Source organism: Streptomyces sp. NPDC046303, assembly GCF_055588085.1.
The window spans coordinates 15859-42377 of record NZ_JBVJFA010000009.1; the positions used below are offsets into that span (position 1 = coordinate 15859).

The 26519-nt window shown below is 72.7% G+C and carries 16 protein-coding genes; 7 read left to right on the forward strand and 9 right to left on the reverse strand.

Annotation, left to right across the window (positions count from 1 at the left end):
- Positions 1-174: 174 nt before the first annotated feature.
- A complete protein-coding gene (gene secA / locus ACZ6I1_RS11580; RefSeq protein ID WP_469285907.1) occupies positions 175-2967 on the forward strand; it encodes a preprotein translocase subunit SecA in 2793 nt (930 codons plus the stop codon).
- Between the two features lie 76 nt (positions 2968-3043).
- On the opposite strand, the gene ACZ6I1_RS11585 is transcribed toward secA, so the two are convergent.
- On the reverse strand, positions 3044-3499 hold the full coding sequence (locus ACZ6I1_RS11585) for an Rv3235 family protein (protein WP_469286260.1): 456 nt from the start codon (positions 3497-3499) through the stop codon (positions 3044-3046).
- Between the two features lie 315 nt (positions 3500-3814).
- Here ACZ6I1_RS11585 and ACZ6I1_RS11590 point away from each other — a divergent pair, with 315 nt between their 5' ends.
- The 3 genes from ACZ6I1_RS11590 to ACZ6I1_RS11600 all read left to right on the forward strand — a co-directional run bounded on the left by ACZ6I1_RS11590 (position 3815) and on the right by ACZ6I1_RS11600 (position 10310).
- The gene (locus ACZ6I1_RS11590; RefSeq protein ID WP_469285910.1) at positions 3815-4315 is read left to right on the forward strand and encodes a DUF6912 family protein; all 501 of its coding nucleotides are present in this window, start codon (positions 3815-3817) and stop codon (positions 4313-4315) included.
- The gene (locus tag ACZ6I1_RS11595) at positions 4312-4977 is read left to right on the forward strand and encodes an HAD family hydrolase (protein WP_469285912.1); all 666 of its coding nucleotides are present in this window, start codon (positions 4312-4314) and stop codon (positions 4975-4977) included. The genes ACZ6I1_RS11590 and ACZ6I1_RS11595 overlap by 4 nt, the downstream gene beginning before the upstream one ends.
- A 365-nt stretch (positions 4978-5342) precedes the next feature.
- On the forward strand, positions 5343-10310 hold the full coding sequence (locus ACZ6I1_RS11600) for an NAD-glutamate dehydrogenase (RefSeq protein WP_469285914.1): 4968 nt from the start codon (positions 5343-5345) through the stop codon (positions 10308-10310).
- 69 nt (positions 10311-10379) lie between these two features.
- On the opposite strand, the gene ACZ6I1_RS11605 is transcribed toward ACZ6I1_RS11600, so the two are convergent.
- Positions 10380-11162 (reverse strand): ABC transporter ATP-binding protein, encoded by a 783-nt coding sequence (locus ACZ6I1_RS11605; protein WP_469285916.1) that lies wholly within the window; start codon positions 11160-11162, stop codon positions 10380-10382.
- Positions 11155-12111 carry an ABC transporter permease gene (locus ACZ6I1_RS11610; RefSeq protein ID WP_469285918.1) on the reverse strand — a complete coding sequence of 319 codons (957 nt, stop codon included), beginning with the start codon at positions 12109-12111 and terminating at the stop codon, positions 11155-11157. The genes ACZ6I1_RS11605 and ACZ6I1_RS11610 overlap by 8 nt, the downstream gene beginning before the upstream one ends.
- A 105-nt stretch (positions 12112-12216) precedes the next feature.
- Here ACZ6I1_RS11610 and ACZ6I1_RS11615 point away from each other — a divergent pair, with 105 nt between their 5' ends.
- A complete protein-coding gene (locus ACZ6I1_RS11615) occupies positions 12217-12855 on the forward strand; it encodes a TetR/AcrR family transcriptional regulator (protein WP_469285920.1) in 639 nt (212 codons plus the stop codon).
- Positions 12856-12862: 7 nt separating this feature from the next.
- Here the strand turns inward: ACZ6I1_RS11615 and ACZ6I1_RS11620 are convergent, their stop codons facing one another.
- From ACZ6I1_RS11620 to ACZ6I1_RS11640, 5 genes are all read right to left on the reverse strand, one after another.
- Positions 12863-15115, reverse strand: coding sequence for a bifunctional glycosyltransferase/CDP-glycerol:glycerophosphate glycerophosphotransferase (locus ACZ6I1_RS11620; protein WP_469285922.1), 2253 nt, complete (start codon positions 15113-15115; stop codon positions 12863-12865).
- 143 nt (positions 15116-15258) lie between these two features.
- Positions 15259-16119, reverse strand: coding sequence for a carbohydrate ABC transporter permease (locus tag ACZ6I1_RS11625; protein ID WP_469285924.1), 861 nt, complete (start codon positions 16117-16119; stop codon positions 15259-15261).
- Positions 16116-17477 carry a carbohydrate ABC transporter permease gene (locus tag ACZ6I1_RS11630; RefSeq protein WP_469285926.1) on the reverse strand — a complete coding sequence of 454 codons (1362 nt, stop codon included), beginning with the start codon at positions 17475-17477 and terminating at the stop codon, positions 16116-16118. The genes ACZ6I1_RS11625 and ACZ6I1_RS11630 overlap by 4 nt, the downstream gene beginning before the upstream one ends.
- 5 nt (positions 17478-17482) lie before the next feature.
- A complete protein-coding gene (locus ACZ6I1_RS11635; protein WP_469285928.1) occupies positions 17483-18844 on the reverse strand; it encodes an ABC transporter substrate-binding protein in 1362 nt (453 codons plus the stop codon).
- Positions 18845-18949: 105 nt separating this feature from the next.
- Positions 18950-21904 (reverse strand): FHA domain-containing protein, encoded by a 2955-nt coding sequence (locus tag ACZ6I1_RS11640; protein ID WP_469286262.1) that lies wholly within the window; start codon positions 21902-21904, stop codon positions 18950-18952.
- Between the two features lie 414 nt (positions 21905-22318).
- On the opposite strand from ACZ6I1_RS11640, the gene ACZ6I1_RS11645 reads away from it, so the two are divergent.
- On the forward strand, positions 22319-24022 hold the full coding sequence (locus ACZ6I1_RS11645) for a serine/threonine-protein kinase (protein WP_469285930.1): 1704 nt from the start codon (positions 22319-22321) through the stop codon (positions 24020-24022).
- Positions 24023-24181: 159 nt separating this feature from the next.
- Entirely contained in the window at positions 24182-25432 is a 1251-nt protein-coding gene (locus tag ACZ6I1_RS11650) for a serine/threonine-protein kinase (RefSeq protein ID WP_469285932.1), read from the forward strand.
- 3 nt (positions 25433-25435) lie between these two features.
- On the opposite strand, the gene ACZ6I1_RS11655 is transcribed toward ACZ6I1_RS11650, so the two are convergent.
- Complete coding sequence (locus ACZ6I1_RS11655) at positions 25436-26458, reverse strand: isopenicillin N synthase family dioxygenase (RefSeq protein WP_469285934.1); 1023 nt, start codon at positions 26456-26458, stop codon at positions 25436-25438.
- Positions 26459-26519 lie beyond the last annotated feature (61 nt).

Below are 26519 nucleotides of genomic sequence, written 5' to 3' on the forward strand. Positions count from 1 at the left end.
GGCACCTTCGGCGTCCCCCGTACGTTCTCAATCCGGGCGCCCACGCCCTCGCGGCTACGGCGGACCTCCCGACGCGACCACGTCCTCGCTTACGATGGCCGTTGCGGTGGGGCCCACCTGCCGTGCCCGTGTACGAACAGTGCCCAGGCCCGACCGGCAAGGAGACAAACCTCGGTGTCCGTCTTCAACAAGCTCATGCGTGCAGGCGAAGGCAAGATCCTGCGCAAACTGCACCGCATCGCGGACCAGGTCAACTCCATCGAAGAGGACTTCGTCAACCTCTCCGACGCCGAGTTGCGGGCGCTCACGGACGAGTACAAGCAGCGGTACCAGGACGGCGAGAGCCTGGACGACCTGCTGCCCGAGGCCTTCGCGACGGTGCGCGAGGCCGCCAAGCGCGTCCTCGGCCAGCGCCACTACGACGTCCAGATCATGGGCGGCGCCGCGCTGCACCTCGGCCACGTGGCCGAGATGAAGACCGGTGAGGGCAAGACCCTCGTCGGCACCCTGCCCGCCTACCTGAACGCGCTGTCCGGCAAGGGCGTCCACCTGATCACGGTGAACGACTACCTCGCCGAGCGCGACTCCGAGCTGATGGGCCGGGTGCACAAGTTCCTCGGCCTGGAGGTCGGCTGCATCCTGGCGAACATGTCGCCGGCGCAGCGCCGCGAGCAGTACAACTGCGACATCACCTACGGCACGAACAACGAGTTCGGCTTCGACTACCTGCGCGACAACATGGCGTGGTCGAAGGACGAGCTGGTCCAGCGCGGCCACAACTTCGCCGTGGTCGACGAGGTCGACTCGATCCTCGTCGACGAGGCCCGCACCCCGCTGATCATCTCCGGCCCGGCCGACCAGGCCACGAAGTGGTACGGCGACTTCGCGAAGCTGGTCACCCGCCTGACCAAGGGCGAGGCCGGCCAGCCGCTGAAGGGCATCGAGGAGACCGGCGACTACGAGGTCGACGAGAAGAAGCGCACCGTCGCCATCCACGAGGCCGGTGTCGCCAAGGTCGAGGACTGGCTCGGCATCGAGAACCTCTACGAGTCGGTGAACACCCCGCTCGTCGGCTACCTCAACAACGCCATCAAGGCGAAGGAACTGTTCAAGAAGGACAAGGACTACGTCGTCCTCGACGGCGAAGTCATGATCGTCGACGAGCACACCGGCCGCATCCTCGCCGGCCGCCGCTACAACGAGGGCATGCACCAGGCGATCGAGGCGAAGGAAGGGGTGGACATCAAGGACGAGAACCAGACCCTCGCCACGATCACCCTGCAGAACTTCTTCCGCCTCTACTCGAAGCTGTCGGGCATGACCGGTACGGCCATGACCGAGGCCGCCGAGTTCCACCAGATCTACAAGCTCGGTGTCGTCCCGATCCCGACCAACCGCGACATGGTCCGCAAGGACCAGCCCGACCTGATCTACCGCACCGAGGTCGCGAAGTTCGCCGCCGTCGTCGACGACATCGCGGAGAAGCACGAGAAGGGCCAGCCGATCCTCGTCGGTACGACGTCGGTCGAGAAGTCCGAGTACCTCTCGCAGCAGCTGTCCAAGCGCGGCATCCCGCACGAGGTGCTCAACGCCAAGCAGCACGACCGTGAGGCGACGATCGTCGCCCAGGCCGGCCGCCGCGGCGCCGTCACCGTCGCCACGAACATGGCCGGCCGCGGTACCGACATCAAGCTCGGCGGCAACCCGGACGACCTGGCCGAGGCCGAGCTGCGCCAGCAGGGCCTGGACCCGGAGGAGCACATCGAGGAGTGGGCGCACGCCCTTCCCGCGGCGCTCACCCGTGCCGAGGCGGCCGTGAAGGCCGAGTTCGAAGAGGTCAAGGCACTCGGCGGGCTGTACGTGCTGGGCACCGAGCGCCACGAGTCGCGCCGTATCGACAACCAGCTGCGCGGCCGCTCCGGCCGACAGGGCGACCCGGGCGAGTCCCGCTTCTACCTGTCGCTGGGCGACGACCTGATGCGTCTGTTCAAGGCGCAGATGGTCGAGCGCGTCATGGCCATGGCCAACGTGCCGGACGACGTGCCGATCGAGAACAAGATGGTGACGCGCGCGATCGCGTCGGCCCAGTCGCAGGTCGAGACCCAGAACTTCGAGACGCGCAAGAACGTCCTGAAGTACGACGAGGTCCTCAACAGCCAGCGCGAGGTCATCTACCGGGAGCGCCGCCGCGTCCTGGAGGGCGAGGACCTCCAGGAGCAGGTCCGCTTCATGATGGACGACACGATCGACGCGTACATCGCGGCCGAGACGGTCGAGGGCTTCGCCGAGGAGTGGGACCTGGAGCGCCTGTGGGGCGCCTTCAAGCAGCTCTACCCGGTGAAGGTCACCATCGAGGAGCTGGAGGAGGCCGCGGGCGACCGGGCGGGCATCACCGCCGAGTTCATCGCGGAGTCCATCAAGGACGACATCCACGAGCAGTACGAGGCGCGCGAGAAGGCGCTGGGCTCCGAGATCATGCGCGAGCTCGAGCGGCGCGTGGTGCTGTCGGTGCTGGACCGCAAGTGGCGTGAGCACCTGTACGAGATGGACTACCTGCAGGAGGGCATCGGCCTGCGGGCGATGGCCCAGAAGGACCCGCTGGTCGAGTACCAGCGCGAGGGCTTCGACATGTTCAACGCCATGCAGGACGGCATCAAGGAAGAGTCCGTCGGCTACCTGTTCAACCTGGAGGTCCAGGTCGAGCAGCAGGTCGAGGAGGTTCCGGTGCAGGACGCGGCGCCGTCGCTGACGAAGGAGCCGGCCCGTCCGGAGATCCGGGCGAAGGGGCTGGAGGCTCCGCAGCGCCCGGACCGGCTGCACTTCTCGGCGCCGACCGTCGACGGTGAAGGCGGTGTGGTCGAGGGCGACTTCGAGTCCGACGGCACCGGCGGTGACGGTGACGGGATGACGCGGGCGGAGCGGCGGAAGGCCGCCAAGGCCTCCGGCGGGCGTCGCCGCAAGAAGTAGCCCCCTGCGGGGTGAGCTCGCCGGCCGGGGCCGGACACCGTGGAGGGTGTCCGGCCCCGGCCGCGTTGCGCGCGCCTCACACGCCGACGGCGCCGGACGGTCCGGGCCCCTGGAGTTCCACCGCCGCGCAGCGCCAGCGGAGGTCCGGGCCCTGTTCGAGGCGGAAGGCCATGGCCGTCATGCGGTCGCCCGTGGCGATCCGGGCGAAGGCCTCGATCACGCCCGGGCCCGGGATGAAGCGGCCGCACTGGCGGACGACGGGGCGCAGGTGGTCGCTCAGGTGCTCCGCCGGAGCCAGGGTGACCAGCTGCTGGTAGGCGGGGCCGACGGTGTGGCCGAGGAGCGAGTGGACCGGCCGGAGGCCGCTGACGACCGCCAGGAGGCGGTCGGCGAACCAGTGGTGCGGGCCGAGCCGCGGGGCCCGCGGCGGGGCCGCCGCGGGGCGGCGGGTGTCGCGCCGGCCGGCGGGCCGGGTGCGGGAGTGGCCGCCGGTCCGGCGGCGGGCCGCCTCGCCGCCGATCGTGCCGCGCATCGTGGTGTCCATCGCGCTCTGCCCCCACAGTCGGGCCCGGAGCGGTACCGGGCGGTAACTTGATGGGGAACTTCTACGCCGCTCCCGCACGCTCCGCAATCGCCTCGTCACTGTGAGTTCAGGCCGGGTTCCGGTTCACCTATCCGGGTGGCCGGAGGGCGCCGCCACGGCCCGCGGACACCCCCAGGGGGACCGGGGTGGACGCGGCACGGTGCGGCCCGCGCCCTCCGAAGGGGTACGAGGCGGTCACTCTCCCGGCAGGCAGGGCCGCAGTCGTATCCTGGGGGCGTTTCCGACTACCGAAAGCAGCCGGCCATGCGCGTGTACGTCCCCCTGACCCTCCCCGGGCTCGCCGAGGCGCACAAGGTGGGTGAGCTGGGCCCCGGTCCGCTGCGGGCGTACGCCGTCACCCCCGGGCTGCGCGAGTGGTACGTGTCGGACGACATCGAGGAGCTGGAGTACGCGGCCCTGAGCCGGGCGGCGGCCGCCTCTCTCCGCCTGATCGCCGCCGACCCGGCCGCCCCGCCCCGGCGGGTCGTCGTCGCCGTGGACATCGCCGACAAGGCCGCCACCGCCACCCCCGGCGTGGACGAGGCCACCCTGGGCCAGGTCGCCCTCGCCGACCCCGTGCGGCTCGCCGCGGCCGCCGCCGTACACGTCGACGCCGACGACGCCGAGGCGGACGTGGCCGCCGCCGCGCGGGCCGTCCCGGCCGCCGACACCGGGGACGCCGACGCGCAGTTCACCGTGGACGGCGCCGAGGACCACGAGCTGCTGTGGTTCGGCGTGCAGGAGATCCCGGGGTTGCTGACGTGACGCCGTCGACCCATATCGTGTGGGACTGGAACGGCACCCTCCTCCACGACATCCACGCCGTCATCACCGCCACCAACGCCTCCTTCGCCGAGCTCGGCTTCGCTCCGATCACCCTCGAGACCTACCGCGACTTGTACGTCGTACCGGTGCCCAAGTTCTACGAGCGGCTGATGGGGCGCCTGCCCACGGAGGAGGAGTGGGTGGTCATGGACGACACCTTCCACCGCCACTACTGGGCCGCCGCCGAAGACGCCGGACTCGCCGACGGCGCCCGCGAGCTGCTCCGGGACTGGGAGCGCGACGGGCTCACGCAGTCCCTGCTGTCCCTCGCGCCCCACGACAAGCTCGTACCGCTGGTCCGCCTGCACGGCATCGACCGGCACTTCCTGCGCGTCGACGGACGGACCGGGCCCTCCCACACCAGCAAGGCGGGGCACCTCGTACGGCACATGGCCGCCCTGGAGGGGACGGGCGTGACGGCCGCGCGTACGGTCCTCATCGGAGACGCCGTGGACGACGCCCTCGCAGCGGCCCACGTCGGCGCCCGTGCCGTCCTCTACACGGGCGGATCGCACAGCCGCAGCAGTCTGGAATCGGCCGGTGTGCCCGTCGTCGACACCCTGGCCGAGGCCGTCCGCACAGCTCGAGAACTGGCCGAATAACGACGGTTGCGCGGACGCGCCCCCGACTCCTCCCCGTCGCTGTCCACAACGTCAAAGTTAAACCTCAAGTTTTGTACACATCCATGACGTGTGCGGGGTGGGTGGAGATAGCCTGGTACCCGTGATCAGCGCGATATTCATCGGGGGCGCCGAAGCCTCCGGCCTGCGCCCGAGGCACCACCGTGCCCGGGCCCTCGCTGGTCCCCGCCGCCGGGACGAGGCGCCTATGGCTCATTCCCTTCCGGTCGGCTCTCCCTACGGCGCAGCCCCGATCCCGCCCGGACCTCCCGGCGCGGAGCGGAGCTGTGCCCTTTTTTCATCACCTACGTCACGCAATGGCGCGTTGACCCCAGGAGCCAGAGGACATGCAGACCAAGCTGGACGAAGCAAAGGCCGAGCTGCTCACGCGGGCGGCCCGGGTAGCTGAGAACAGCCCGGCCGGGGGGCTACTTCCGACTGGGTCCGAGCAGGGGGAGCGTCCCGACCGGGACACGGTGCTCGCGTACCTCCAGCGCTATTACCTGCACACCGCCCCCGAGGACTTGCTGGACCGGGACCCGGTCGACGTCTTCGGGGCAGCGCTCTCGCACTACCGGCTCGCCGAGAACCGGCCGCAGGGCACGGCGAACGTGCGCGTGCACACGCCGACCGTCGAGGAGAACGGCTGGACCTCCAGCCACTCCGTCGTCGAGGTCGTCACGGACGACATGCCCTTCCTCGTGGACTCCGTCACCAACGAGCTGTCCCGCCAGGGCCGCGGCATCCACGTCGTGATCCACCCGCAGGTCGTCGTCCGCCGTGACGTCACCGGCAAGCTGATCGAGATCCTCGGACCCGACTGCGACGCGCACGGCCCCAGGACCGCGCGCCCCCACGACTCCCTCGTGGAGTCCTGGATCCACGTCGAGATCGACCGCGAGACCGACCGGGCCGACCTCAAGCAGATCACCGGCGACCTGCTGCGCGTCCTGTCCGACGTCCGCGAGTCCGTCGAGGACTGGGAGAAGATGCGCGACGCCGCGCTGCGCATCGCCGACGGCCTGCCCGACGAGCCCACCGCCCCGGACCTGCGCGAGTACGAACTCGAAGAGGCCCGCGAACTGCTGCGCTGGCTCGCCGACGACCACTTCACCTTCCTCGGCTACCGCGAGTACAACCTCGTCGACGGCGACGCCCTCGCGGCCGTCCCCGGCACCGGCCTCGGCATCCTGCGCTCCGACCCGCACCACAGCGGCAAGGACGACGGCCACCCCGTCTCGCCGTCCTTCAACCGGCTGCCCGCCGACGCCCGCGCCAAGGCGCGCGAGCACCGCCTGCTGGTGCTGACCAAGGCCAACAGCCGCTCCACCGTGCACCGTCCCTCGTACCTCGACTACGTGGGCGTCAAGAAGTTCGACGCCGAGGGCAACGTGGTCGGCGAGCGCCGCTTCCTCGGCCTCTTCTCCTCCGCCGCGTACACCGAGTCCGTGCGCCGCGTCCCGGTCATCCGCCGCAAGGTCAGCGAGGTCCTCGAAGGCGCCGGCTTCGCGCCGAGCAGCCACGACGGCCGCGACCTGCTGCAGATCCTGGAGACCTACCCGCGCGACGAGCTGTTCCAGACCCCGGTCGACAAGCTCCGCGAGATCGTCACCTCCGTCCTCTACCTGCAGGAGCGCCGCCGGCTGCGGCTGTACCTGCGCCAGGACGAGTACGGGCGCTACTACTCGGCGCTCGTCTACCTGCCGCGCGACCGGTTCACCACCGGCGTGCGGCTGCGCCTGATGGACATCCTGAAGGAGGAGCTCGACGGCATCAGCGTCGACTTCACCGCCTGGAACACCGAGTCGATCCTCTCCCGCATCCACTTCGTCGTCCGCGTCCCCCAGGGCAAGGAACTGCCGGTCCTCACCGACAGCGACGTCGAGCGCATCGAGGGCCGCCTCGTCGAGGCCGCCCGCTCCTGGGCCGACGGCTTCTCCGAGGCCCTGGTCGCCGAGCTCGGCGAGGAGCGCGCCGCCGAACTGCTGCGCCGCTACGGCACCTCCTTCCCCGAGGGCTACAAGGCCGACCACTCCCCGCGGGCGGCCGTCGCCGACCTGGTCCACCTCGAGAAGCTCTCCGCCAGCGACCGCCCGTTCGCGCTCTCGCTGTACGAGCCCGTCGGCGCCGGCCCCGGCGAGCGCCGGTTCAAGATCTACCGCACCGGTGAGCAGGTCTCCCTCTCCGCGGTCCTCCCCGTGCTCCAGCGCCTCGGCGTCGAGGTCACCGACGAGCGACCGTACGAGCTGCGCCGCGCCGACCGGGTCAGCGCCTGGATCTACGACTTCGGCCTGCGGATGCCCGCCGTCGGCGCCAACGGCGACGCCTACCTCGGCGACGACGCCCGCGAGCGCTTCCAGGAGGCCTTCGCGGCCGTCTGGACCGGCGAGGCGGAGAACGACAACTTCAACACCCTGGTGCTGAGCGCCGGGCTGAACTGGCGGCAGGCCGTCGTACTGCGCGCGTACGCCAAGTACCTGCGCCAGGCCGGCTCCACCTTCAGCCAGGACTACATGGAGGACACCCTCCGCAACAACGTCCACACCACCCGGCTGCTGGTCTCCCTCTTCGAGGCGCGGCTGTCGCCCGGCCGCCAGGCCGCCGGCAGCGAGCTCGTCGACGCCATGCTGGAGGAGCTGGACGGGGCCCTGGACCAGGTCGCCTCGCTCGACGAGGACCGCATCCTGCGGGCCTTCCTCACCCTCATCAAGGCCACCCTGCGCACCAACTTCTTCCAGGAGGCCAAGGGCTTCGAGTGGCACGACTACGTGTCCATGAAGTTCGACCCGCAGGCCATCCCGGACCTGCCGGCGCCCCGCCCGGCGTACGAGATCTGGGTGTACTCGCCGCGGGTCGAAGGCGTGCACCTGCGCTTCGGCAAGGTCGCGCGCGGCGGTCTGCGCTGGTCCGACCGGCGTGAGGACTTCCGTACGGAGATCCTCGGCCTGGTCAAGGCGCAGATGGTCAAGAACACCGTGATCGTGCCGGTCGGCGCCAAGGGCGGCTTCGTCGCCAAGCAGCTCCCGGACCCCTCCGTGGACCGCGACGCCTGGCTCGCCGAGGGCATCGCCTGCTACCGCACCTTCATCTCGGCCCTGCTCGACATCACCGACAACCTGGTCGCGGGCGAGGTCGTGCCGCCGCAGGACGTGGTGCGCCACGACGAGGACGACACCTACCTCGTCGTCGCCGCCGACAAGGGCACCGCGACGTTCTCCGACATCGCCAACGAGGTCGCCCTCAAGTACAACTTCTGGCTCGGCGACGCCTTCGCCTCGGGCGGCTCGGCCGGTTACGACCACAAGGGCATGGGCATCACGGCCCGCGGCGCCTGGGAGTCCGTCAAGCGGCACTTCCGCGAACTCGGCCACGACACCCAGACCCAGGACTTCACGGTCGTCGGCGTCGGCGACATGTCCGGCGACGTCTTCGGCAACGGCATGCTGCTCTCCGAGCACATCCGCCTGGTCGCGGCCTTCGACCACCGGCACATCTTCCTCGACCCGAACCCGGACGCGGCCACCTCGTACGCCGAGCGCCGGCGCCTGTTCGAACTGCCGCGCTCCTCGTGGGCCGACTACGACACCTCGCTGATCTCGGCGGGCGGCGGCATCCACCCGCGCAGCGCCAAGGCCGTCCCGGTCACCGCGCAGATCCGCGCGGCCCTCGGCATCGAGGCCGGCATCACCAAGATGACCCCGGCCGAGCTGATGCAGGCGATCCTCAAGGCCCCCGTGGACCTGGTGTGGAACGGCGGCATCGGCACGTACGTCAAGGCCACCTCCGAGACGCACGCGGACGTCGGCGACAAGGCCAACGACGCCATCCGCGTCAACGGCTCCGAGGTACGGGCCAAGGTCATCGGCGAGGGCGGCAACCTGGGTCTGACCCAGCTCGGCCGCATCGAGTTCGCCCGTACCGGCGCGGGCGGCGAGGGCGGCAAGGTCAACACCGACGCCATCGACAACAGCGCGGGCGTGGACACCTCCGACCACGAGGTGAACATCAAGATCCTGCTGAACGCGGTGGTGGCGGACGGCGACATGACCGTCAAGCAGCGCAACAAGCTGCTCGCCGAGATGACCGACGAGGTCGGCACGCTGGTGCTGCGCAACAACTACGCGCAGAACACGGCGCTCGCCAACGGCGCGGCGCAGGCCCCCAGCCTGCTCCACGCGCAGCAGCGCTTCATGCGCCGCCTGGAGCGCGAGGGGCTGCTCAACCGCGAGCTGGAGTTCCTGCCCACCGACCGGCAGATCCGCGAACTGCTGGCCAACGGCCGCGGCCTGACCCAGCCGGAGCTGGCCGTCCTGTTCGCCTACACCAAGATCACGGTGGCGGAAGAGCTCATCCACACCGGGCTGCCGGACGACCCGTACCTGCGGCGCCTGCTCTTCGCGTACTTCCCGGCCGCCCTGCGCGAGAAGTTCCCCGAGCAGGTCGAGGGGCACGCGCTGCGCCGGGAGATCATCACGACGCTGCTGGTCAACGACACCGTCAACACGGGTGGTTCGACCTTCCTGCACCGTCTGCGCGAGGAGACCGGGGCCTCCACGGAGGAGATCGTCCGGGCACAGCTCGCGGCCCGCGAGATCTTCGGCCTGGCCGATGTGTGGGACGCGGTCGAGGCCCTCGACAACAAGGTCGCGGCCAGTGTCCAGACCCGGATCCGGCTGCACTCGCGGCGCCTGGTCGAGCGCGGTACGCGCTGGCTGCTGAACAACCGGCCGCAGCCGCTGCAGATCACCGAGACCATCGAGTTCTTCGCGGAGCGGGTCGGCAACGTGTGGGCCGAGCTGCCGAAGCTGGTACGCGGCGCCGACCTCGAGTGGTACCAGTCGATCATGGACGAGCTGATCGGCGAGGGCGTGCCCGAGGAACTGGCGGCCAAGGTGGCCGGTTTCTCCTCGGCCTTCCCGACGCTCGACGTCGTCGCGATCGCGGACCGCACCGGAGTGGCCCCGCTGGACGTCGCCGAGGTCTACTACGACCTCGCCGACCGCCTGGACATCACCCAGCTGATGGACCGGATCATCGAGCTGCCGCGGGCCGACCGCTGGCAGTCGATGGCCCGCGCCTCCATCCGCGAGGACCTGTTCGCGGCGCACGCGGCCCTGACCGCCGACGTGCTGTCGGTGGGCAACGGCAGCTCGACCCCCGAGGAGCGGTTCAAGGCCTGGGAGGAGAAGAACGCGGCGATCATCGGCCGGGCCCGGACGACCCTGGACGAGATCCGCGGCTCGGACGACTTCGACCTGGCGAACCTGTCGGTGGCGATGCGGACCATGCGCAGCCTGCTGCGCGCGCACAGCTAGCCGGACGGAACGGAACGGAAGGGCCGGGCCCGGGACCATGTGGTCCCGGGCCCGGCCCGTTCGCGTGGGTCAGCGGCCCTGGGTGAAGGATGCGTACGCGTCGCAGACTTCGTCCGCCGGGCCGTCCATGCGCAGGACGCCCGATTCCAGCCAGATCGCGCGGTCGCAGGTCTCGCGGACCGTGTTGATGCCGTGGCTGACGAGGAAGACGGTGCCGGCGCGTTCGCGGAGCTCCTCGATGCGGTCCTGGCTGCGCCGCTGGAAGGCGGCGTCGCCCGTGGCCAGGGCCTCGTCGATCATCAGGACGTCGTGGTCCTTCGCGGCGGCGATGGAGAACCGCAGCCGGGCGCCCATGCCGGAGGAGTAGGTGCGCATCGGCAGGGAGATGAAGTCGTCCTTCTCGTTGATGCCGGAGAAGTCGACGATGCCCTGGTAGCGCTCCTTGATCTGCTCGCGGCTCATGCCCATCGCGAGGCCGCCCAGCATGACGTTGCGTTCGCCGGTCAGGTCGTTCATCAGGGCGGCGTTCACGCCGAGGAGCGAGGGCTGGCCGTGCGAGTAGACCGCGCCCCGGGCCACCGGCTGGAGGCCGGCGATGGCCTTGAGGAGGGTGGACTTGCCCGATCCGTTGGAGCCGATGAGGCCGATGGCCTCGCCCTTGTACGCGGTGAAGCTGACGCCCTTGACGGCGTGCACCTCACGGACGCCGGGGGCCGGCTTGCGGGAGAAGAGCCGGCTGAGCGCGGCGGTGGCGCCGCCCTTGCGGCTGCCGGCGCCGTGGACCTTGTAGACCACGTGCACCTCGTCCGCGATCACGGTCGGGATGCGGTTCCCGGTTGCGGTGTCAGCCACGTCCGTACTCCTCCTCGGCCTTCCAGAAGTAGATGAATCCGCCGACGCCCGCGAGCAGGGCCCAGCCGATGGCGACCGGCCACACGTGGGGCGGGAGCGAGTGCGCGGTGAAGCTGTCGATCAGCGAGAAGCGCATCAGGTCGATGTAGACGGCCGCCGGGTTCAGCTTGAGCGCCATCGACACCCAGTGCGGCAGGTGGTCCGTCGTGAGCATCTGGTCGATGGACCACATGACGCCCGAGGAGTACATCCAGGTGCGCAGGACGAACGGCATCAGCTGGCTGACGTCCGGGCTCTTGCTGCCGATGCGGGCCATCACCATGGCGCAGCCGGCGGCGAAGACGGCCGTCAGCAGCAGCGCCGGGACGGCCACGAGCCAGGACGGGCCCGGCGTCTGGCCGAAGGCGAGCAGCAGGATGACCAGGGCGCCCATGGTGACGAGCAGCTGCTGGAAGAGCTGGACGACGGTGGAGAGGGGCAGGCTCGCGCGGGGGAAGTGCAGGGCGCGGACCAGGCCGAGGTTGCCGTGGACGGCGCGGGTGCCGGCGTTGACGGAGCTGCCGATGAAGTCCCACACGAAGACGCCGGTGAGCAGGAACGGCAGGTAGTCGGGCACGCCGTGGCTGGCGCGCATGACGATGCCGAAGACGAAGTAGTAGACCGCCGCGTTGAGCAGCGGGGTCGCCAGGTGCCAGACCTGGCCGAGCTTGGCGGTGCTGTAGGTGGCCTGCATGCGGGCGGTGGCGTACGCCGTCACGAAGTGGCGCCGGTTCCACAGCTCCGCGAGGTAGCGGGGGAGGGAGGGGCGGGCGCCGCTCAGGGTCAGGCCGTGGGCGGCCGCCAGGTCCGCCAGGTCCGCGGGGGTCGTAGCGGTCGCGGGGGCTTTCGGGGGTGCGGTCGTGGTGGTCACGGGGGTCACGGGGGTCGCTTTCGCCGGGGTCCGGGACATCCACGACGATGGGACGGGTCCGTATCGTCGCTACGGCGAGGTTAGGTCGTCGCACGTCGGAACGCAACCGTATCGACGCGACGAGGGCGCAGCTATGCTCTGTGCATGACCACGGATCCTGCCGACACCGTTGCCGCCGCCCCGGCCCGCCGCGCCCCCGCCGGGGCCGCCGTTCTGCGCGAGGACGTGACCGAGGCGATCCGGGAGGCGGTGGTGGCGGAACTGGCCGCGGTCGGCTTCTCCCGGATGTCCATCGAGGCCATCGCCCGGCGGGCGGGCGTCGGGAAGACCGCGGTCTACCGGCGGTGGAAGTCCAAGCTGCACCTGGTGCTGGACCTGGTCGGCGCCTTCGCGGCGGACGGCCTGCCGGTACCGGCGACCGGCTCGCTGTACGGGGACGTACGGGCCCTGCTGGAGGTCATGTCCCACGTACTGCGGCACCCGGTGGCCTCGGCGGTCATCCCCGACCTGCTGGTCGAGGCGGCCCGCAACCCGGAGATCGCCGAAGCGGTGCGCGGCGCCCTGCTCGACGGCCAGCACCGCATGGCGCAGGGCATCGTCGCCGAAGCCGCGGCCCGCGGCGAACTCCCCGAGGGCATCAGCCCCGAGCACGCCCTCGACCTGCTGATCGGCCCGCTCTACTGGCGCCAGGTCGTCGTCCGCGACGCGGTGACCCCCACCCACCTGGACACCCTGGCCCACCAGGTGGTGGCGGCCCTGAAAGCGACCCCCGGCCCCGCCTGAGGGAACGCTACGGCCAGACGTGGGCCAGTGTCGGTTCCGGGGAGGGGGCGGGGGCGGCCGGGGTGGGGTGGCGGTCTTCCAGGGGGGTGATCGCCGGGAGGGGGGTGGGCTGGCCCAGGAAGACGCGGCGCACCACGCGCTCCGCCGCGTGGCCGTCGTCGAACGAGCAGAAGCGCGTCCGGAACGCCGCCCGCAGCTGGGCCGAGCGCGAGCCCTGCCAGTGGCCCGTGGCGAAGATGTCCACCAGTTCGTCCTCGGTCCGGGCGATCGCGCCCGGCGGACAGGTGCGCAGGTCGAAGTAGGTGCCCCGGGCCGCCTCGTACGCCTCCCAGTCGTCCGCGTGGATCACGATCGGCCGGTCCAGCACCGCGTAGTCGAACATCAGGGACGAGTAGTCCGTGACGAGCGCGTCCGAGACCAGGCAGAGCTCCTCCACCGAGGGGTGCGAGGAGACGTCCAGGAGGCGGGGGTGCGCCTCCACGGGCGCGTGGGCGCCGGCGCCCGCGTACGTGAGGTGGGTGCGGCTCAGGATCGTGAAGCGCGGGCCGAGATCGCGCAGCACCCGCTCGAAGTCCAGGTGGTCCGGCCGGCTGCGCCGGTAGTCGCGGTGCGTCGGCGCGTACAGGATCACCGTCGAGCCCGCCGCGATGCCCAGGCGTTCGCGCAGGCCCAGGACCTCGGCCTGGGTGGCCCGGTGGAAGACGTCGTTGCGCGGGTAGCCGTACTCCAGCGTCGTGTAGGCGGAGGGGACGGCCTTCTCCCAGACCAGGGTGGAGTGCCGGTTCGCGGAGAGCAGGTAGTCCCACTGGTCGGCGCCGCGCAGCAGACCCGCGAAGTCCGTCGTCGGGGTGGCCGCCGGCCGGTCCTGGAGGTCGAGCCCCACCCGCTTGAGCGGGGTCCCGTGCTGGGTCTGGACCACGATCTGACCGGGGCGCTTGACCAGGGTGCGCTCGAAGTTCACGTTCGTGACCAGGTACGTGGCCCTGGCCAGGGCCGTCCAGTACGCGGCCGAGCCCGGCCGCAGGTGGGCGGTCTCGCGGGGGAGGGTCGCGGCGTGCCGCGGGTCGCAGATCCAGGCCGTGCGCATCCGGGGCGCGAGCTCCCGCAGCTTCGCCTCGATCGCCGCCGGGTTGCAGGCGTAGCCGCCGTGCCAGTACGCGGAGAAGACCGCGAGCTCCGGCCGAAGCGGAAGGAGGCGCTGGGTGCGGTAGTGCAGCCGCAGGGCGCTCTCGCGCAGGCCCCGCCACAGCGTGGAGGCGCCCCGTCCGGCGCTCAGGCCGGCCGAGCGGAGGACGGACAGCAGCCGGTACGTGCGCCGCGTGCCCAGCCGCATCAGCAGGTGGCGGACCCGGTCGGTCCGGGACAGGGACAGCGCCTGCGCCCCGGGGGCCCGGTAGCGGCGCAGCAGCACGGAGGCCCGGCTGAAGAACTCGGCCCGGCTCGCGCGCGGGAGGCGGCGCGGGTCCGCGTACAGGGCGCAGAAGTGCTCGGCCATCCGCCGGTGCACGGCGGGGCGCCAGCGCTCCAGCTCGGGGCGGCCCGCGAGGTAGGAGAAGACCCGGTCGTACTGGTCGAAGACGTCGAGGTGGCGGCGGCTGGAGGTGGTCAGGATCGAGCCGGTGCGGCGCTGGCGGTAGTGGACGCAGACCCGGTCCAGGACGGCGACGGACTCGGCGGCCAGCAGCGCCGGGTAGGTCCAGGGGGTGTCCTCGTAGAAGCCGGGCGGGAACTGCAGGCCCTCGCGCTCCACGTACTCGCGGCGGTACGCCTTGTTCCACACCACCATCAGCATGCCGAGCAGTGCCGGCCGGTCGGCGAGGCGGAAGCTGGCCGGGCCCTCCTCGGACAGCCGGTGCGCGAGGCGGTTGCGGACGACCTCGCCCGTCCAGAAGGTGCGCGCGTAGTCGTAGACCAGGACGTCGGGGGAGCCGGTGGCCTTCAGCCGGTCGGTGACGGCCTGCAGGGCGCCGGGGGCCAGGGTGTCGTCGCCGTCGAGGAAGAGGAGGTAGTCGCCGGTGGCCCGGGCCAGGCCCGCGTTGCGGGCGGGGCCCAGCCCGAGGTGGTGCGGCAGGTGCACGGCGGTCACCCGCGGGTCCCGGGCCGCGTACTCGTCGATGATCGAGCCGCAGGCGTCCGGGGAGGTGTCGTCGACCGCGATCAGTTCCAGATCCGGGTACGACTGCGTCAGGACCGAGTCCAGACTCTCCTGGAGGTACGCCTGGACCTTGTACGCGGGCACGATGACGCTGAACCGGGGCACGGCACATCCAGGGGTCGGCACGGGCTGTTTCGCCAGGCAACCCCCGGTGTGCTGTTCGGGTTACGCAGGGTGTGGCAATCGGGTTACGCAGCGTCAACGCCGCACGTCGGCCGTCGTCTGGCGCCTGGGCCTCTGCCGCTCCGCTACTTGACCGCCCCCGCCATCACCCCCGAGACGAACTGCCGCTGGAAGGCGAAGAAGACCACGAGCGGAACGACCATCGACAGGAAGGCGCCGGGCGCCAGCACGTCGATGTTGTTCCCGAACTGCCGTACCTGCTGCTGGAGCGCCACCGTCACCGGCGGGTTCGCGGAATCCGCGAACACGAGCGCCACGAGCATGTCGTTCCACACCCACAGGAACTGGAAGATGCCCAGGGAGGCGATGGCCGGGCCGCCCAGCGGCAGCACCACCCGGGCGAACAGCCGCAGTTCGCCCGCTCCGTCCAGGCGGGCCGCCTCCAGCAGCTCGCGCGGGATCTCCGCGAAGAAGTTCCGCAGCAGGAACACCGCGAACGGCAGCCCGAAGGCGGTGTGGAAGAGCACCACGCCCGCGGTGGTCTCGAACAGCCCGATCGAGCCGAAGAGTTCGGACACCGGAATCAGCGCCACCTGCACCGGGACGACCAGCAGCCCGACGACGACCAGGAACAGCCAGTCCCGTCCGGGGAAGTCCAGCCACGCGAAGGCGTAGCCGGCGAACGCGCCCAGGACGACGACCAGCAGGGTCGCCGGCACCGTGATCGCGACGGTGTTCAGCAGCGAGCCGGTGATCGTGTCGTTGGCCAGCAGCCGCTCGTAGTTCCCGGCCGTCAGCCGTGCGGGCGCGGTCAGCACCTGCCACCAGCCGCCCTTGTTCAGGTCGGTGGGGGAGAGGAAGGAGGAGATCAGCAGGCCGAAGGTGGGCAGCAGCCAGAAGAGCGCGGCCGCGACCAGGAACACGCGCACGGCCCCGCCCGCCGCCCGCGCGGCCAGTCGGCCGACCGTCCCGCCGGTGCCGTTCATCGGGCCCCTTCCTTCCGCAGCCGACGGATGTTCACCAGCATCACCGGGACCACCAGCACCAGCAGCAGCACGGCGATGGCGCTGCCCAGGCCCGGATCGGCGTCCGTGCCGAAGGAGGTCCGGTACAGCTGGAGCGCGAGCACGTTCGCGTCGTCCTGCACCGCTCCCGGCGCGATCACGAAGACCAGGTCGAAGATCTTCATCACGTTGATGACGAGGGTGACCAGCACGACCACCAGGACGGGCGCGAGCACCGGCACGGTGATCCGGCGGAACACCTGCCACTCGTTCGCCCCGTCCACCCGCGCCGCCTCCAGCAGCTCCCGCGGTACGGCGGCCAGCCCGGCCCCGATCAGCACCATCGCGAAACCGGCCCACATCCACACGTACGCCCCGATCACCGCCGGGGTGACCAGCGCCGGGCCCAGCCACTGGACCCCCGCGTACGCCTCGCGGAAGTTCGCCGCGGGCAGGCGCAGCTGCGCCCCGTCGGCCTTCGCGGACAGCGTGAAGGTGCCGTCGGCACGGGCCGTCGCCGTGTCGACGACCCGGCCGTCCTTGACCGCCTCGATCCGCATTCCGGCGAACGCCGGCTCGGCCGGGTCGACCGCGTTGGTACGGCCGCCCCCGCCGCGCGCGAAGTCCTGCCAGGCCGTCCCGGTGACCTTGCCGGGCTCGGCGGCCGCCGCCGTGGCCGTACGGGTCCCCTCCGGCAGGGCCTCCGGGGCCACGCCGACCAGCGGCAGCAGCACCGGGGTGCCCGCCCGGACGGGATCGCGGGTCACGAAGGCGCCCCCGCCGGCGTCGGTCAGCGGAGAGTCCCGGCCCGGCCGGGCCTTGGGGAAGGCCGAGGACTCCGCGAAGGTGTCGTGGACCCCGACCCAGACCGCGTTGGCGACCCCCCGGTCGGGGTCGTGGTCGTAGACGAGGCGGAAGATGATGCCCGCCGCCAGCATCGAGATCGCCATCGGCATGAACACCAGCAGCTTGAACGCCGTCCCCCAGCGCACCCGTTCGGTGAGCACCGCGAAGATCAGGCCGAGGGCGGTGGCCGTGGTCGGCGCGAGCACCACCCACAGCGCCGTGTTCTTCAGCGCGGTGCGGATGGTCGGATCGCGCAGGATCTCGCGGTAGTTGTCACCACCGACGAACCCGGTACCGGGACGGTCGAAGAAGCTGCGGTAGATCGAGTAGCCGATGGGATGCACGACGAGTGCGCCGAGCAGCACGAGGGCCGGCAGGAGGAACGCCGCCGCTATCAGGCGGCGGCGCCTGGCCTCGGCCGAGCGGGCACTGCGGCCCGCAGGGGAGGCCGGGGCTGCCGGGGCGGCGGCTGGGGCGGTGGCCTTGGCCGTCACCGGAATCAGTTCCCGTAGGCCTTGGCCGCGTCCGCCTCCAGTTTGGCCTGGGTGCCGGCCACGTCCGACGGGTTCGCCAGGAAGTCCTGGAGGGCCTTCCACTCACCCGCGCCCGGAGTGCCGCCGAAGGCCGCCGGAGCCTGGTCCGACATGTCGAAGCGGAAGTCGTCGCCCGCCGCGATCAGCGCCTTGGCGATGCCGCGCTGGATGTCATTGGGGTACGCGGCCATGTCGACCGCCTTGTTCGGGGAGATGAAACCGCCCTCGCGGGCCTGGATGGCGGCCGCGTCCGCCGAGGCCAGGAACGTCAGCAGCGCCTGGGCGCCCTTCGACGGCTTCAGCGCCACCGCCACGTCACCGCCCGAGACCACCGGTGCCTTGGCGCCGACGGCCGGGAACGGGAAGACCAGCGCGTCCGTGCCCACCTTCGCCTCGGTCTGCGCGATGTTCACCGCCACGAAGTCGCCCTCGTAGACCATCGCGGCGGCCGGCCGGTCGCCACCGGTGAAGGTCTGGGTTACCGACTTCGGGAACTCGGTGGACAGGGCCCCGCTCGGCCCGCCCGCCAGGAAGTCCTTGCGCCCGAACAGCTCGCCCAGCGTGGTCAGGGCCTGCTTGACGCTGTCGTCCGTCCACTTGATCTGGTGCTTGGCCAGCTGGTCGTACTTCTCCGGGCCGGCCTGGGAGAGGTAGACGTTCTCGAACCAGTCGGTGAGGGTCCAGCCGTCCGCGCCGGCGACGGAGACCGCCGGCGTCCCGGAGGCGGACAGCGTGTCGGCCGCGGTCAGCAGTTCTTTCCAGGTCGCCGGGGGTTTGACGCCCGCCGCCTCGAAGGCCTTCGCGTTGTACCAGATCAGCGACTTGTTCGCGGCCTTGTAGTAGACGCCGTACTGGGTGCCGCCGACGGCCCCGAGCGTCTTCCAGCCCGCCGAGTAGTTCTTGTCGAGCTGTGCCTGGGCCTCCGGGCCCACCGGCTGCGCCCACTTGTTCTGCACCGCCGAGACCAGCGCCCCGACCTGCGGCAGCAGCGCCACGTCCGGCGGCGCCCCGCCCGCGATCTTGGAGCCGAGGAAGGTGACGATCGGGTCCTGGGCCGGGACGAAGGTGACGGAGGCCCCCGTCCGCTTCTCGAACTCCTTGAGGACCTTGGTGAAGTTCTCCTGCTCCGGTCCCGTCCAGACCGCCGCGACCTCCAGCTTCTCGCCGTTCAGCTGGGGTAACGCCACGCTCGGGGTCTGGACCGTACCGCCCTGGGCCGGCTCGTCCTTCCCGCTCCCGCCCCCGCCGCACGCGGCGAGCGTGAGCGCGCCCGCCGCGGCCAGCGCCGCCCAGCTGAGTGTCGTACGGCTCGTTCCGCGCCTGCGCATGGTTGTGCCCCCGATGCCCGTGGTGTGTCCCGGACCACAAGGTCTACGCCGACCCGCGCGACCCCGCAATACCGCCTCGGGGGGACGGGGCGGGGTTTGGGCACCCTACGGCGCGGCCGGGAACAGCACGGGTATCGCCGAGACCAGGTGCGAGGCCCGCTCCAGGGCACTGGCCAGCAGCGCGAGGTCGGTCGGCCCGTTGCCCAGCTCGCGCACCGGGCGGCGGGCCGGCGGGTCACCCATCCGCTCCCACTCCACCGGCACCACGGTCGGCCGCTGGGTCGCCGTCCGGGGGATCCGGCCGGTGACACGGCCCGCCTGGAAGGGCACCGTCCGGCCGTCCGGGTAGCGGAGCAGGCCGCGGCCGGGGCCCGGCTGGTCGGGGGCGTCGAGCTCCACGCGCAGGGTCGACGGCCGGGCCAGGACGGTGTCGGCCGTCCGGTCCGGGCGGGCAGTGGTCGCCACCAGGTGCACCCCGAGCCGGGCGCCGTCGCGGGCCACCGCCTCCAGCGCCCGCACCACCGAACCGGCGGCGGGCCGGCCGGTGCTGCCGAGCCCCGGCGCGACCAGCGCGTCGAAGTCGTCCACCAGCACCACCAGGCGGGGCAGCGGATTGGGCCCGGCCGGATCGGTACGCGCCGCCGCCAGTGACGAGCGCAGCCGCAGCGTGCCCGAACGCTGCGGGTCGAGGTCGCCGCGCAGCTCGGCCTCCGAGGGGCGGCGCGGCGAGACCATCCGGTCGGACAGCTCGCGCCGCGCGTGCCAGTCGGCGAACGCCGTCCCCTCCAGCAGCTCGGCACGGCGCTTGAGCTCGGCGCCCAGCGCCTGGGCGAACTCCCGCATCCGCAGCGGATCGGAGGCCACCAGGTGGGCCGACACGTGCGGGAGCTCGGTGCAGGGCAGCAGCCCGTCGCCGCGTTCACCGCCCGCCCCGTCGAGCAGGACCAGCCCGAGCCGGTCGGGCCGGGCGCCCGCCGACAGGGAGGCGGCCACCGACCGCAGCAGCTCGGTCCGCCCGCTGCCGGCCGGTCCCTCGATGAGCAGGTGCGGGCCGTCGTGGACCAGTTCGGTGCCGACCGGGCCGCGCCGTCCGCTGCCGAGCACCAGCTCGACCAGCCCGCCGACCGCCTGGCCCTGCTCGGTGGCGGCGGCCCAACGGGCCATCAGGGAGGCCGGGGTGGCCCGCGCCAGCCCCAGCTCGTCCAGCAGCCGGGCGGTCGCGGGCAGGGTGGCGGCGGCCGGCCGGGAGGGCTCGGCGCTGCCCGCGCCGTCGGCGCGCAGCGGTGCCAGGGCCCGGGCGAACCGCTCGGCCCAGGCCGCGGACACGGCGTCGGCGGTGGCCGCCGTGCCGCTCGGGTCCGGCCTGCCGCCGCGGACCGCGAAGGTCCGTACGGTCGTGGCCACGTCCCCGCTGAGCAGGGCGACCGCGCCGCAGTCCCGGAAGGCCGGGGTGCTCGCGCAGGCGGCCTCGTACGTCTCGGCGACCGGGGAGGCGGGCGTGGCGGGCGGAGCCTCGGCCAGCGCCAGGACGTGGATCCCGGCGGCCGGGCCGTGCGAGGCGAGCCGCCCGGTGAGGTCGCGCAGCGGGCCCGCGCCGGGATCGCCGTCCAGGACGAGGAGGGTGTACGGGCCTTCGTAGGCGTCGGCGGCCTGCCGCACCCGCTCGGGATCGGCGGCGGCCCAGTGCGTACCGAGCGGGCTGTCGTCGAGGCGCCGGGCCAGCTCACCGGCGCGGGCGGTCGCCTGGTCGCGGTCGTAGGCGAGCAGCAGCCGGCAGTCCTGGCCGTGCGCGGGCCGTACGTGGGGCAGCCAGCCCAGCCAGGCCCAGTCGCGGCGCCGGTCGGCGAGGGCGCGCGCCCGGTCGGTGGAGACCAGCACGATCTCCAGCTGCGCCGGCGCGTGCAGCCCCGCCAGCTGCGCGACGACCCAGCGGGCCAGTCCCGTCAGCCGGGCGCGCGGGCCGGCGATGCCGAGGGCTCCCACGGTGCGCAGCGACACCCGGCTTCCCGCGCCGAGTCCCACGTCCAGGACCCCGGGGTGTCCCGGCGTACGGGACCACAGGCGTTCGGTGGGGCCCAGCGCGGCCAGCAGCAGCGCGGCCGGGTCGTCGGGGTCGGGTACGGCGGCGGTGGCGGCCGCGGCGGCCGGGCCGGCCGCCGCGGCGGCCTCCTCGCCCCGCACCCACTTGCGGGCCCAGGCGCCGAGGCCCTTGCGGCGGCCGGCGGCCGGTTCGCCGGGGGCGGGCTCCGCGGCGGCCGCCGGTGCGCCGGCGGAGGACTCCGCGGCGTACGGGTCGGGGGCCGAGCCCGGGGTGCCGGTCCAGCCCGCGCCGGGCAGGGCGGGGCGCGATGCCGGCGGCGGGCCGGACGGGCCGGACGAGCCGGGCGGGCCGGGTGTGGCGGCGGAGGGGCCGGGGCCCCCGAGGGCGAGGTGGCCCTCCAGGTCGGGGGTCACCGGCAGCGGAGCGGCGGCCGCGGGGGCCAGCCGCAGGGTGGACTCGCCCACCCGCAGCAGCCTGCCCGGCGGCAGGGCCACCGGCTGCGGCCCCACCGGGGAGCCGTCCAGGGTGGTGCCGTTCGTCGAGTCCAGGTCGGCCACCGCCACCCGCCCGTCCCCCATCACGGTCACCGCGCAGTGCAGCCGGGACACGTCGGGGTCGTCCAGCGGGACGTCGGCGTCGGCGGAGCGGCCGATCTTGATCTGCCCGCTGTGCAGCAGGTGCACCCCGCCCGCGTCGGGACCGGCCACCACGTGCAGTTGGGGCGCGCCGAGGCTCTCCTCGGGCAGGACGTCAGGGACCGGACCGTGCAGGGCCACCACCGCCCCGTCCACCAGCGGCGGTTCGCCCAGCACCCGGCGCTGCAGGTCGAGCCGCTCGGCTCCGGCGTAGAGGATCACCGTGCCCCCGGTGTCGGGTCCGCCGACCGTCGCGGCGAGCCCGGAGGCGACCGCGGCCAGCGCGGTGCCGGCGGGCGCGGTGACGAGCACGTCACAGCTCACCGGGGCGGTCGAGGGCTGGTGGCCGCTGCGCGACCCAAGGACGGTCAGCCGGATCTGCATCGCCGTCAGCGGTCCCTTCTGCGCGGTGCGCGGTGTGTGCGCCCGGCGGGTGAACGCCGGCACATCACAGCCCGACCGCCCCCCGCCCGGCACGGACGCGTCGTCCGGTCAGGTCTGCCGGAAGGCGCGGCTCCCGCCCGTGCCGTTCCGTACGGGTGCATCCTCGCACCTGTCGCGGACAACACGCCCGGCACCCGCCGACAATTGATCTTGATCGGTCGCCGCATGGCGCGGACCTCACCCGGATCGGACAGCCGGTGGGGGAAAATCGCCTCCGGCATACCACCCGAACATCACCCTTCGTACATATGTGCGGCAACCAACCTCCGGCACCCGACGTCCTTCATGGGGACACCCCCTAGAGTGGGTCGGACATTCCGTACGACAGAAGACGACAGCAGGGGAGCGCGAGACGTGCGGCCAGTCGGCAGCAAATACCTGCTCGAGGAGCCGCTCGGGCGCGGCGCCACGGGCACCGTCTGGCGCGCCCGCCAGCGGGAGACCGCGGGCGCCGAGGCGGCCGTCGCCGGGCAGCCCGGCGAGACCGTGGCCATCAAGGTCCTCAAGGAGGAGCTCGCCCAGGACGCGGACATCGTCATGCGCTTCCTGCGGGAGCGCTCCGTCCTGCTGCGCCTGACGCACCCCAACATCGTGCGCACCCGCGACCTGGTGGTCGAGGGCGATCTGCTGGCCCTGGTCATGGACCTGATCGACGGCCCGGACCTGCACAAGTACCTCCGGGAGAACGGCCCCTTCACCCCCGTCGCCGCGAGCCTGCTCACCGCGCAGATCGCCGACGCGCTGGCCGCCAGCCACGCCGACGGCGTGGTCCACCGCGACCTGAAGCCCGCCAACGTGCTCGTCGACGAGCGCGGCGGACAGATGCGCCCGATGCTCACCGACTTCGGCATCGCCCGCCTCGCGGACTCCCCCGGCCTGACCCGCACCCACGAGTTCGTCGGCACCCCGGCCTACGTGGCCCCCGAATCCGCCGAGGGCCGCCCGCAGACCTCCGCCGTCGACATCTACGGCGCCGGCATCCTGCTCTACGAGCTGCTCACCGGCCGGCCCCCCTTCGCGGGCGGCACCGCGCTCGAAGTGCTCCACCGCCACCTCAGCGAGGACCCGCAGCGCCCCGCGTCCGTCCCCGAGCCGCTGTGGACCGTCATCGAGCGCTGCCTGCGCAAGGAGCCGAACGAGCGGCCCAGCGCCGAGAGCCTGGCCCGCGGGCTGCGCGTGGTCGCCGCCGGCATCGGCGTGCACTCCACGGCCGCCGAGGTGGAGGCCGCGCTCGGCGTCGGCGCGCTGCTCGCCCCCGACCCCTCGCCCGCCCCGGTCCCCGAAACGCCAGGCATCGTCGGGGCCGCGGACGCCACCCAGGTGCTGCCGGCGGGCGCCGCCGCGCCTGCGGGCGCGTACGACCCGAACGCCATGACCAGCGTCATGCCGCCGGTCGGCGCGGCCGGCGGGGCGGACCCGACCTCGGTGATGCCGCCCGTGCAACAGCCGGACCAGCCGCATCCGTGGGAGTCGCAGATGCGCGCCGCCCGCGACCGCAACGAGCAGACGCAGATGCGGTACCTCGACCCGAGCGAGGACCCGCTGCGCCGCCGCCCGCAGCGCCAGGCGCCGCCGCCCCCGCAGTACCGGCCCCAGCAGCCCCAGCAGCAGCAGTACCAGCAGCCGCAGCAGCCCCAGTACCGCCAGCCGCCGCAGCAGCAGTACGCGCCGCCGCCTCCGCAGCAGTACCAGCCCCAGCCGTACCAGCAGCCGCAGGCCCCTCAGCAGCCCCAGTACCGCCAGCCGCAGCCGCCCCCGCAGCAGCAGCCTCCGCAGCAGCAGCCCCCGCAGGGTCCGCCGCCGCGGCAGCAGGCACCGCGCGAGCCGCGCCGCCGCAGCGCCAACCCGGTGCGGATCCCCGGCCTCGGCTGCCTCAAGGGCTGCCTGGTCATGATCGTGCTGTTCGTCGTGGCGGGCTGGATGATCTGGGAGTTCACCGGACTCCAGGAATGGGTCGGCACCGGCCGGGGCTGGTGGGACCAGCTGTGGAGCTGGGGCTCCGACATCGCCGACTGGATCGGCACCATCGGGGACGCCACGGGCTCCACCCAGCCCTGAACGGGACGCCGTAGCGCCGAGTTCGTTGATTTGTCGACTTCTGGGACGTGATTTCGCCCGCAGAAGTGAAGGTCGCCGCGAATCCGGGCCCCTGCTGGCCTCCAACGCCCATCCGGCCGCGTAGCTTTGGTGCGTACGCCAGCCGCTGAGGGAGCAGTCGTGGCACGGAAGATCGGCAGCCGGTACACCGCGCACCAGATCCTGGGGCGCGGCAGCGCGGGCACGGTGTGGCTGGGCGAGGGGCCTGACGGGCCCGTCGCCGTCAAACTGCTGCGCGAGGACCTCGCGTCCGACCAGGAGCTGGTCGGACGGTTCGTCCAGGAGCGCAGCGCCCTGCTCGGCCTGGAGCACCCCCACGTCGTGTCCGTCCGCGACCTCGTCGTCGACGGCAACGACCTCGCCCTCGTCATGGACCTCGTCCGCGGTACGGACCTGCGCACGCGCCTCGACCGCGAGCGCCGGCTCGCCCCCGAGGCGGCCGTGGCCATCGTCGCGGACGTCGCGGACGCGCTGGCCGCGGCCCACGCGGCCGGGGTCGTCCACCGCGACGTCAAGCCCGAGAACGTCCTGCTGGACATGCAGGGCCCGCTCGGCCCCGGCGGCGCCCACCCGGCGCTGCTGACCGACTTCGGCGTGGCCAAGCTGATCGACACCCCGCGCAGGGCCTCCGCGAGCCGGGCCTCGGCGCCGACCACGCGGATCATCGGCACGCCGGACTACCTGGCGCCGGAGATCGTCGAGGGGCTGCCCCCGAGGGCGGCGGTGGACATATACGCCCTGGCGACCGTCCTCTACGAACTCCTGGCCGGTTTCACCCCCTTCGGCGGGGGGCACCCGGGCGCGGTGCTGCGCCGGCACGTCACGGAGACGGTCGTCCCCCTGCCCGGCATCCCCGACGAACTGTGGCAGCTGATCGTGCAGTGCCTGGCGAAGGCCCCGGCCTCGCGGCTGCGCGCCTCGGAACTGTCGGTCCGCCTCCGGGACCTCCTGCCCCTCCTGGCCGGGATGCCGCCGCTGGACGTGGACGAGCCGGACGACGCGGATCCGGAGCCGGATCCCTCGGAGGAGCCGGCTCCCGCCGATCCGGTCCGCCGCCGGGGGGTGGTCCCGCTCGTCCCGGGCTCCGCCACGGACTCCAACCGGGACACCCACACCTCGATGCGGGTGCCGGGGCCCGAGGAGCTGGCGGGCGGCGCGCTGGGCACGGCCCGGGTGCCCCGCCCGGCGGGCGGCCACCGCCCGGGCTCGGCCCGGCACCGGGCCGAGGCCGCCCGCAAGCGGCGGCTGGTGCTGTCCGCGTCGGCCGTGGCCCTGGCCGCGGCGGTGGGCCTCGGCACGTGGCTCGCCGCCTCCGGCGACGACACCCCGCCGCCGCAGGACGGCAAGCAGTCCGTCCCGGCCAAGCCGTAGGGGCTACGCCGTGACGAGTTCCGGATGCCAGCGGCGGGCCACGGCCGGGTGGGCCCGGACCCAGCCCTTCAGCTCGTTGCGCCCGTACTCCGCGTGCAGCGGGTTCGACGCGTCGTGCGCGATGCCCGGCGCCGACCGCAGGTACTCGCCCGGCACCGTGTCGATCACCGCGTCCAGCCGCGGGTTGTAGAAGAACGGCACCGAGTACCGCTCGACGGAGCCCGGCGGGCTGACCACCCGGTGGTCCGTCGCCGTCAGGTAGCCCTCCGTCGCGATCTCCAGCAGCTCGCCCAGGTTGACCACGAACGCACCGGGCAGCGGCGGTATGTCGACGTAGCCCCCGTCCCGGACCACCTGCAGGCCGCCCACCGAGTCCTGCAGGAGCAGGGTGAGGAAGCCGTAGTCCTTGTGCGCGCCGACCCCCTGGTCCGCGCCCGTCGGGTCGGACCCCGGGTAGCGGATCAGCTTCGTGTGCAGGTGGGGGCGGTCCGCGAAGGCCGCGTCGAAGAAGTCCGCCGGGGCGCCGATCGAGGCGAGGATCTCGCGCAGCAGCCGGTGGGCCACCCCCGCCAGGCGGGACTGCCAGTCCAGGACCACGCCCCGCAGCTCCGGCAGCGCGGCCGGCCACTGGTTCGGGCCCTCCAGCCACAGGTACGCCGGGTCGTCCGGCCCGACCGCCGGCGCCGGACGCTCCGCGCCCACGTCCAGCTGGTCCCGCCAGTCCGAGGCCCCGCCGGTCAGCTCGTGGCCGATGCGGGTGTAGCCGCGGAAGTGCGGGGAGTTGAGATTGCTCACGGCCAGCCGGTCGGCTTCCGGAAGGGCGAAGAAGGCCCGGGTCAGCTCCAGCATGCGGGCGCTCTCGGCGTCGGTGATGCCGTGCCCGGTGAGGTGCAGGAACCCGGTGTCCCTGGCCGCTGCGTGCAGCTGCTTCAGGAAGGCGGCCCGCTGGGCCGGATCGTCCGCCTGGGAGAGGTCCAGGACGGGCAGCGAGGGCTGGGAGGGCTGGGAGGAGTGCGCGGACGGCATGACGGCTCCGTTTCGGATGTCACGGGGTCCTGTTCCCCAGAGGTGGCGGGGCCGCGGGTGG

Excerpts from the sequence above, each read along its gene's own strand:
- ACZ6I1_RS11585 (WP_469286260.1), bottom strand. The coding sequence starts at position 3,499 with ATGCGCGGCACGATCGGCGGCGAGGCGGCCCGCCGCCGGACCGGCGGC.
- ACZ6I1_RS11590 (WP_469285910.1), top strand. The coding sequence starts at position 3,815 with ATGCGCGTGTACGTCCCCCTGACCCTCCCCGGGCTCGCCGAGGCGCAC.
- ACZ6I1_RS11600 (WP_469285914.1), top strand. The coding sequence starts at position 5,343 with ATGCAGACCAAGCTGGACGAAGCAAAGGCCGAGCTGCTCACGCGGGCG.
- ACZ6I1_RS11610 (WP_469285918.1), bottom strand. The coding sequence starts at position 12,111 with ATGTCCCGGACCCCGGCGAAAGCGACCCCCGTGACCCCCGTGACCACC.
- ACZ6I1_RS11615 (WP_469285920.1), top strand. The coding sequence starts at position 12,217 with ATGACCACGGATCCTGCCGACACCGTTGCCGCCGCCCCGGCCCGCCGC.
- ACZ6I1_RS11625 (WP_469285924.1), bottom strand. The coding sequence starts at position 16,119 with ATGAACGGCACCGGCGGGACGGTCGGCCGACTGGCCGCGCGGGCGGCG.
- ACZ6I1_RS11635 (WP_469285928.1), bottom strand. The coding sequence starts at position 18,844 with ATGCGCAGGCGCGGAACGAGCCGTACGACACTCAGCTGGGCGGCGCTG.
- ACZ6I1_RS11640 (WP_469286262.1), bottom strand. The coding sequence starts at position 21,904 with ATGCAGATCCGGCTGACCGTCCTTGGGTCGCGCAGCGGCCACCAGCCC.
- ACZ6I1_RS11655 (WP_469285934.1), bottom strand. The coding sequence starts at position 26,458 with ATGCCGTCCGCGCACTCCTCCCAGCCCTCCCAGCCCTCGCTGCCCGTC.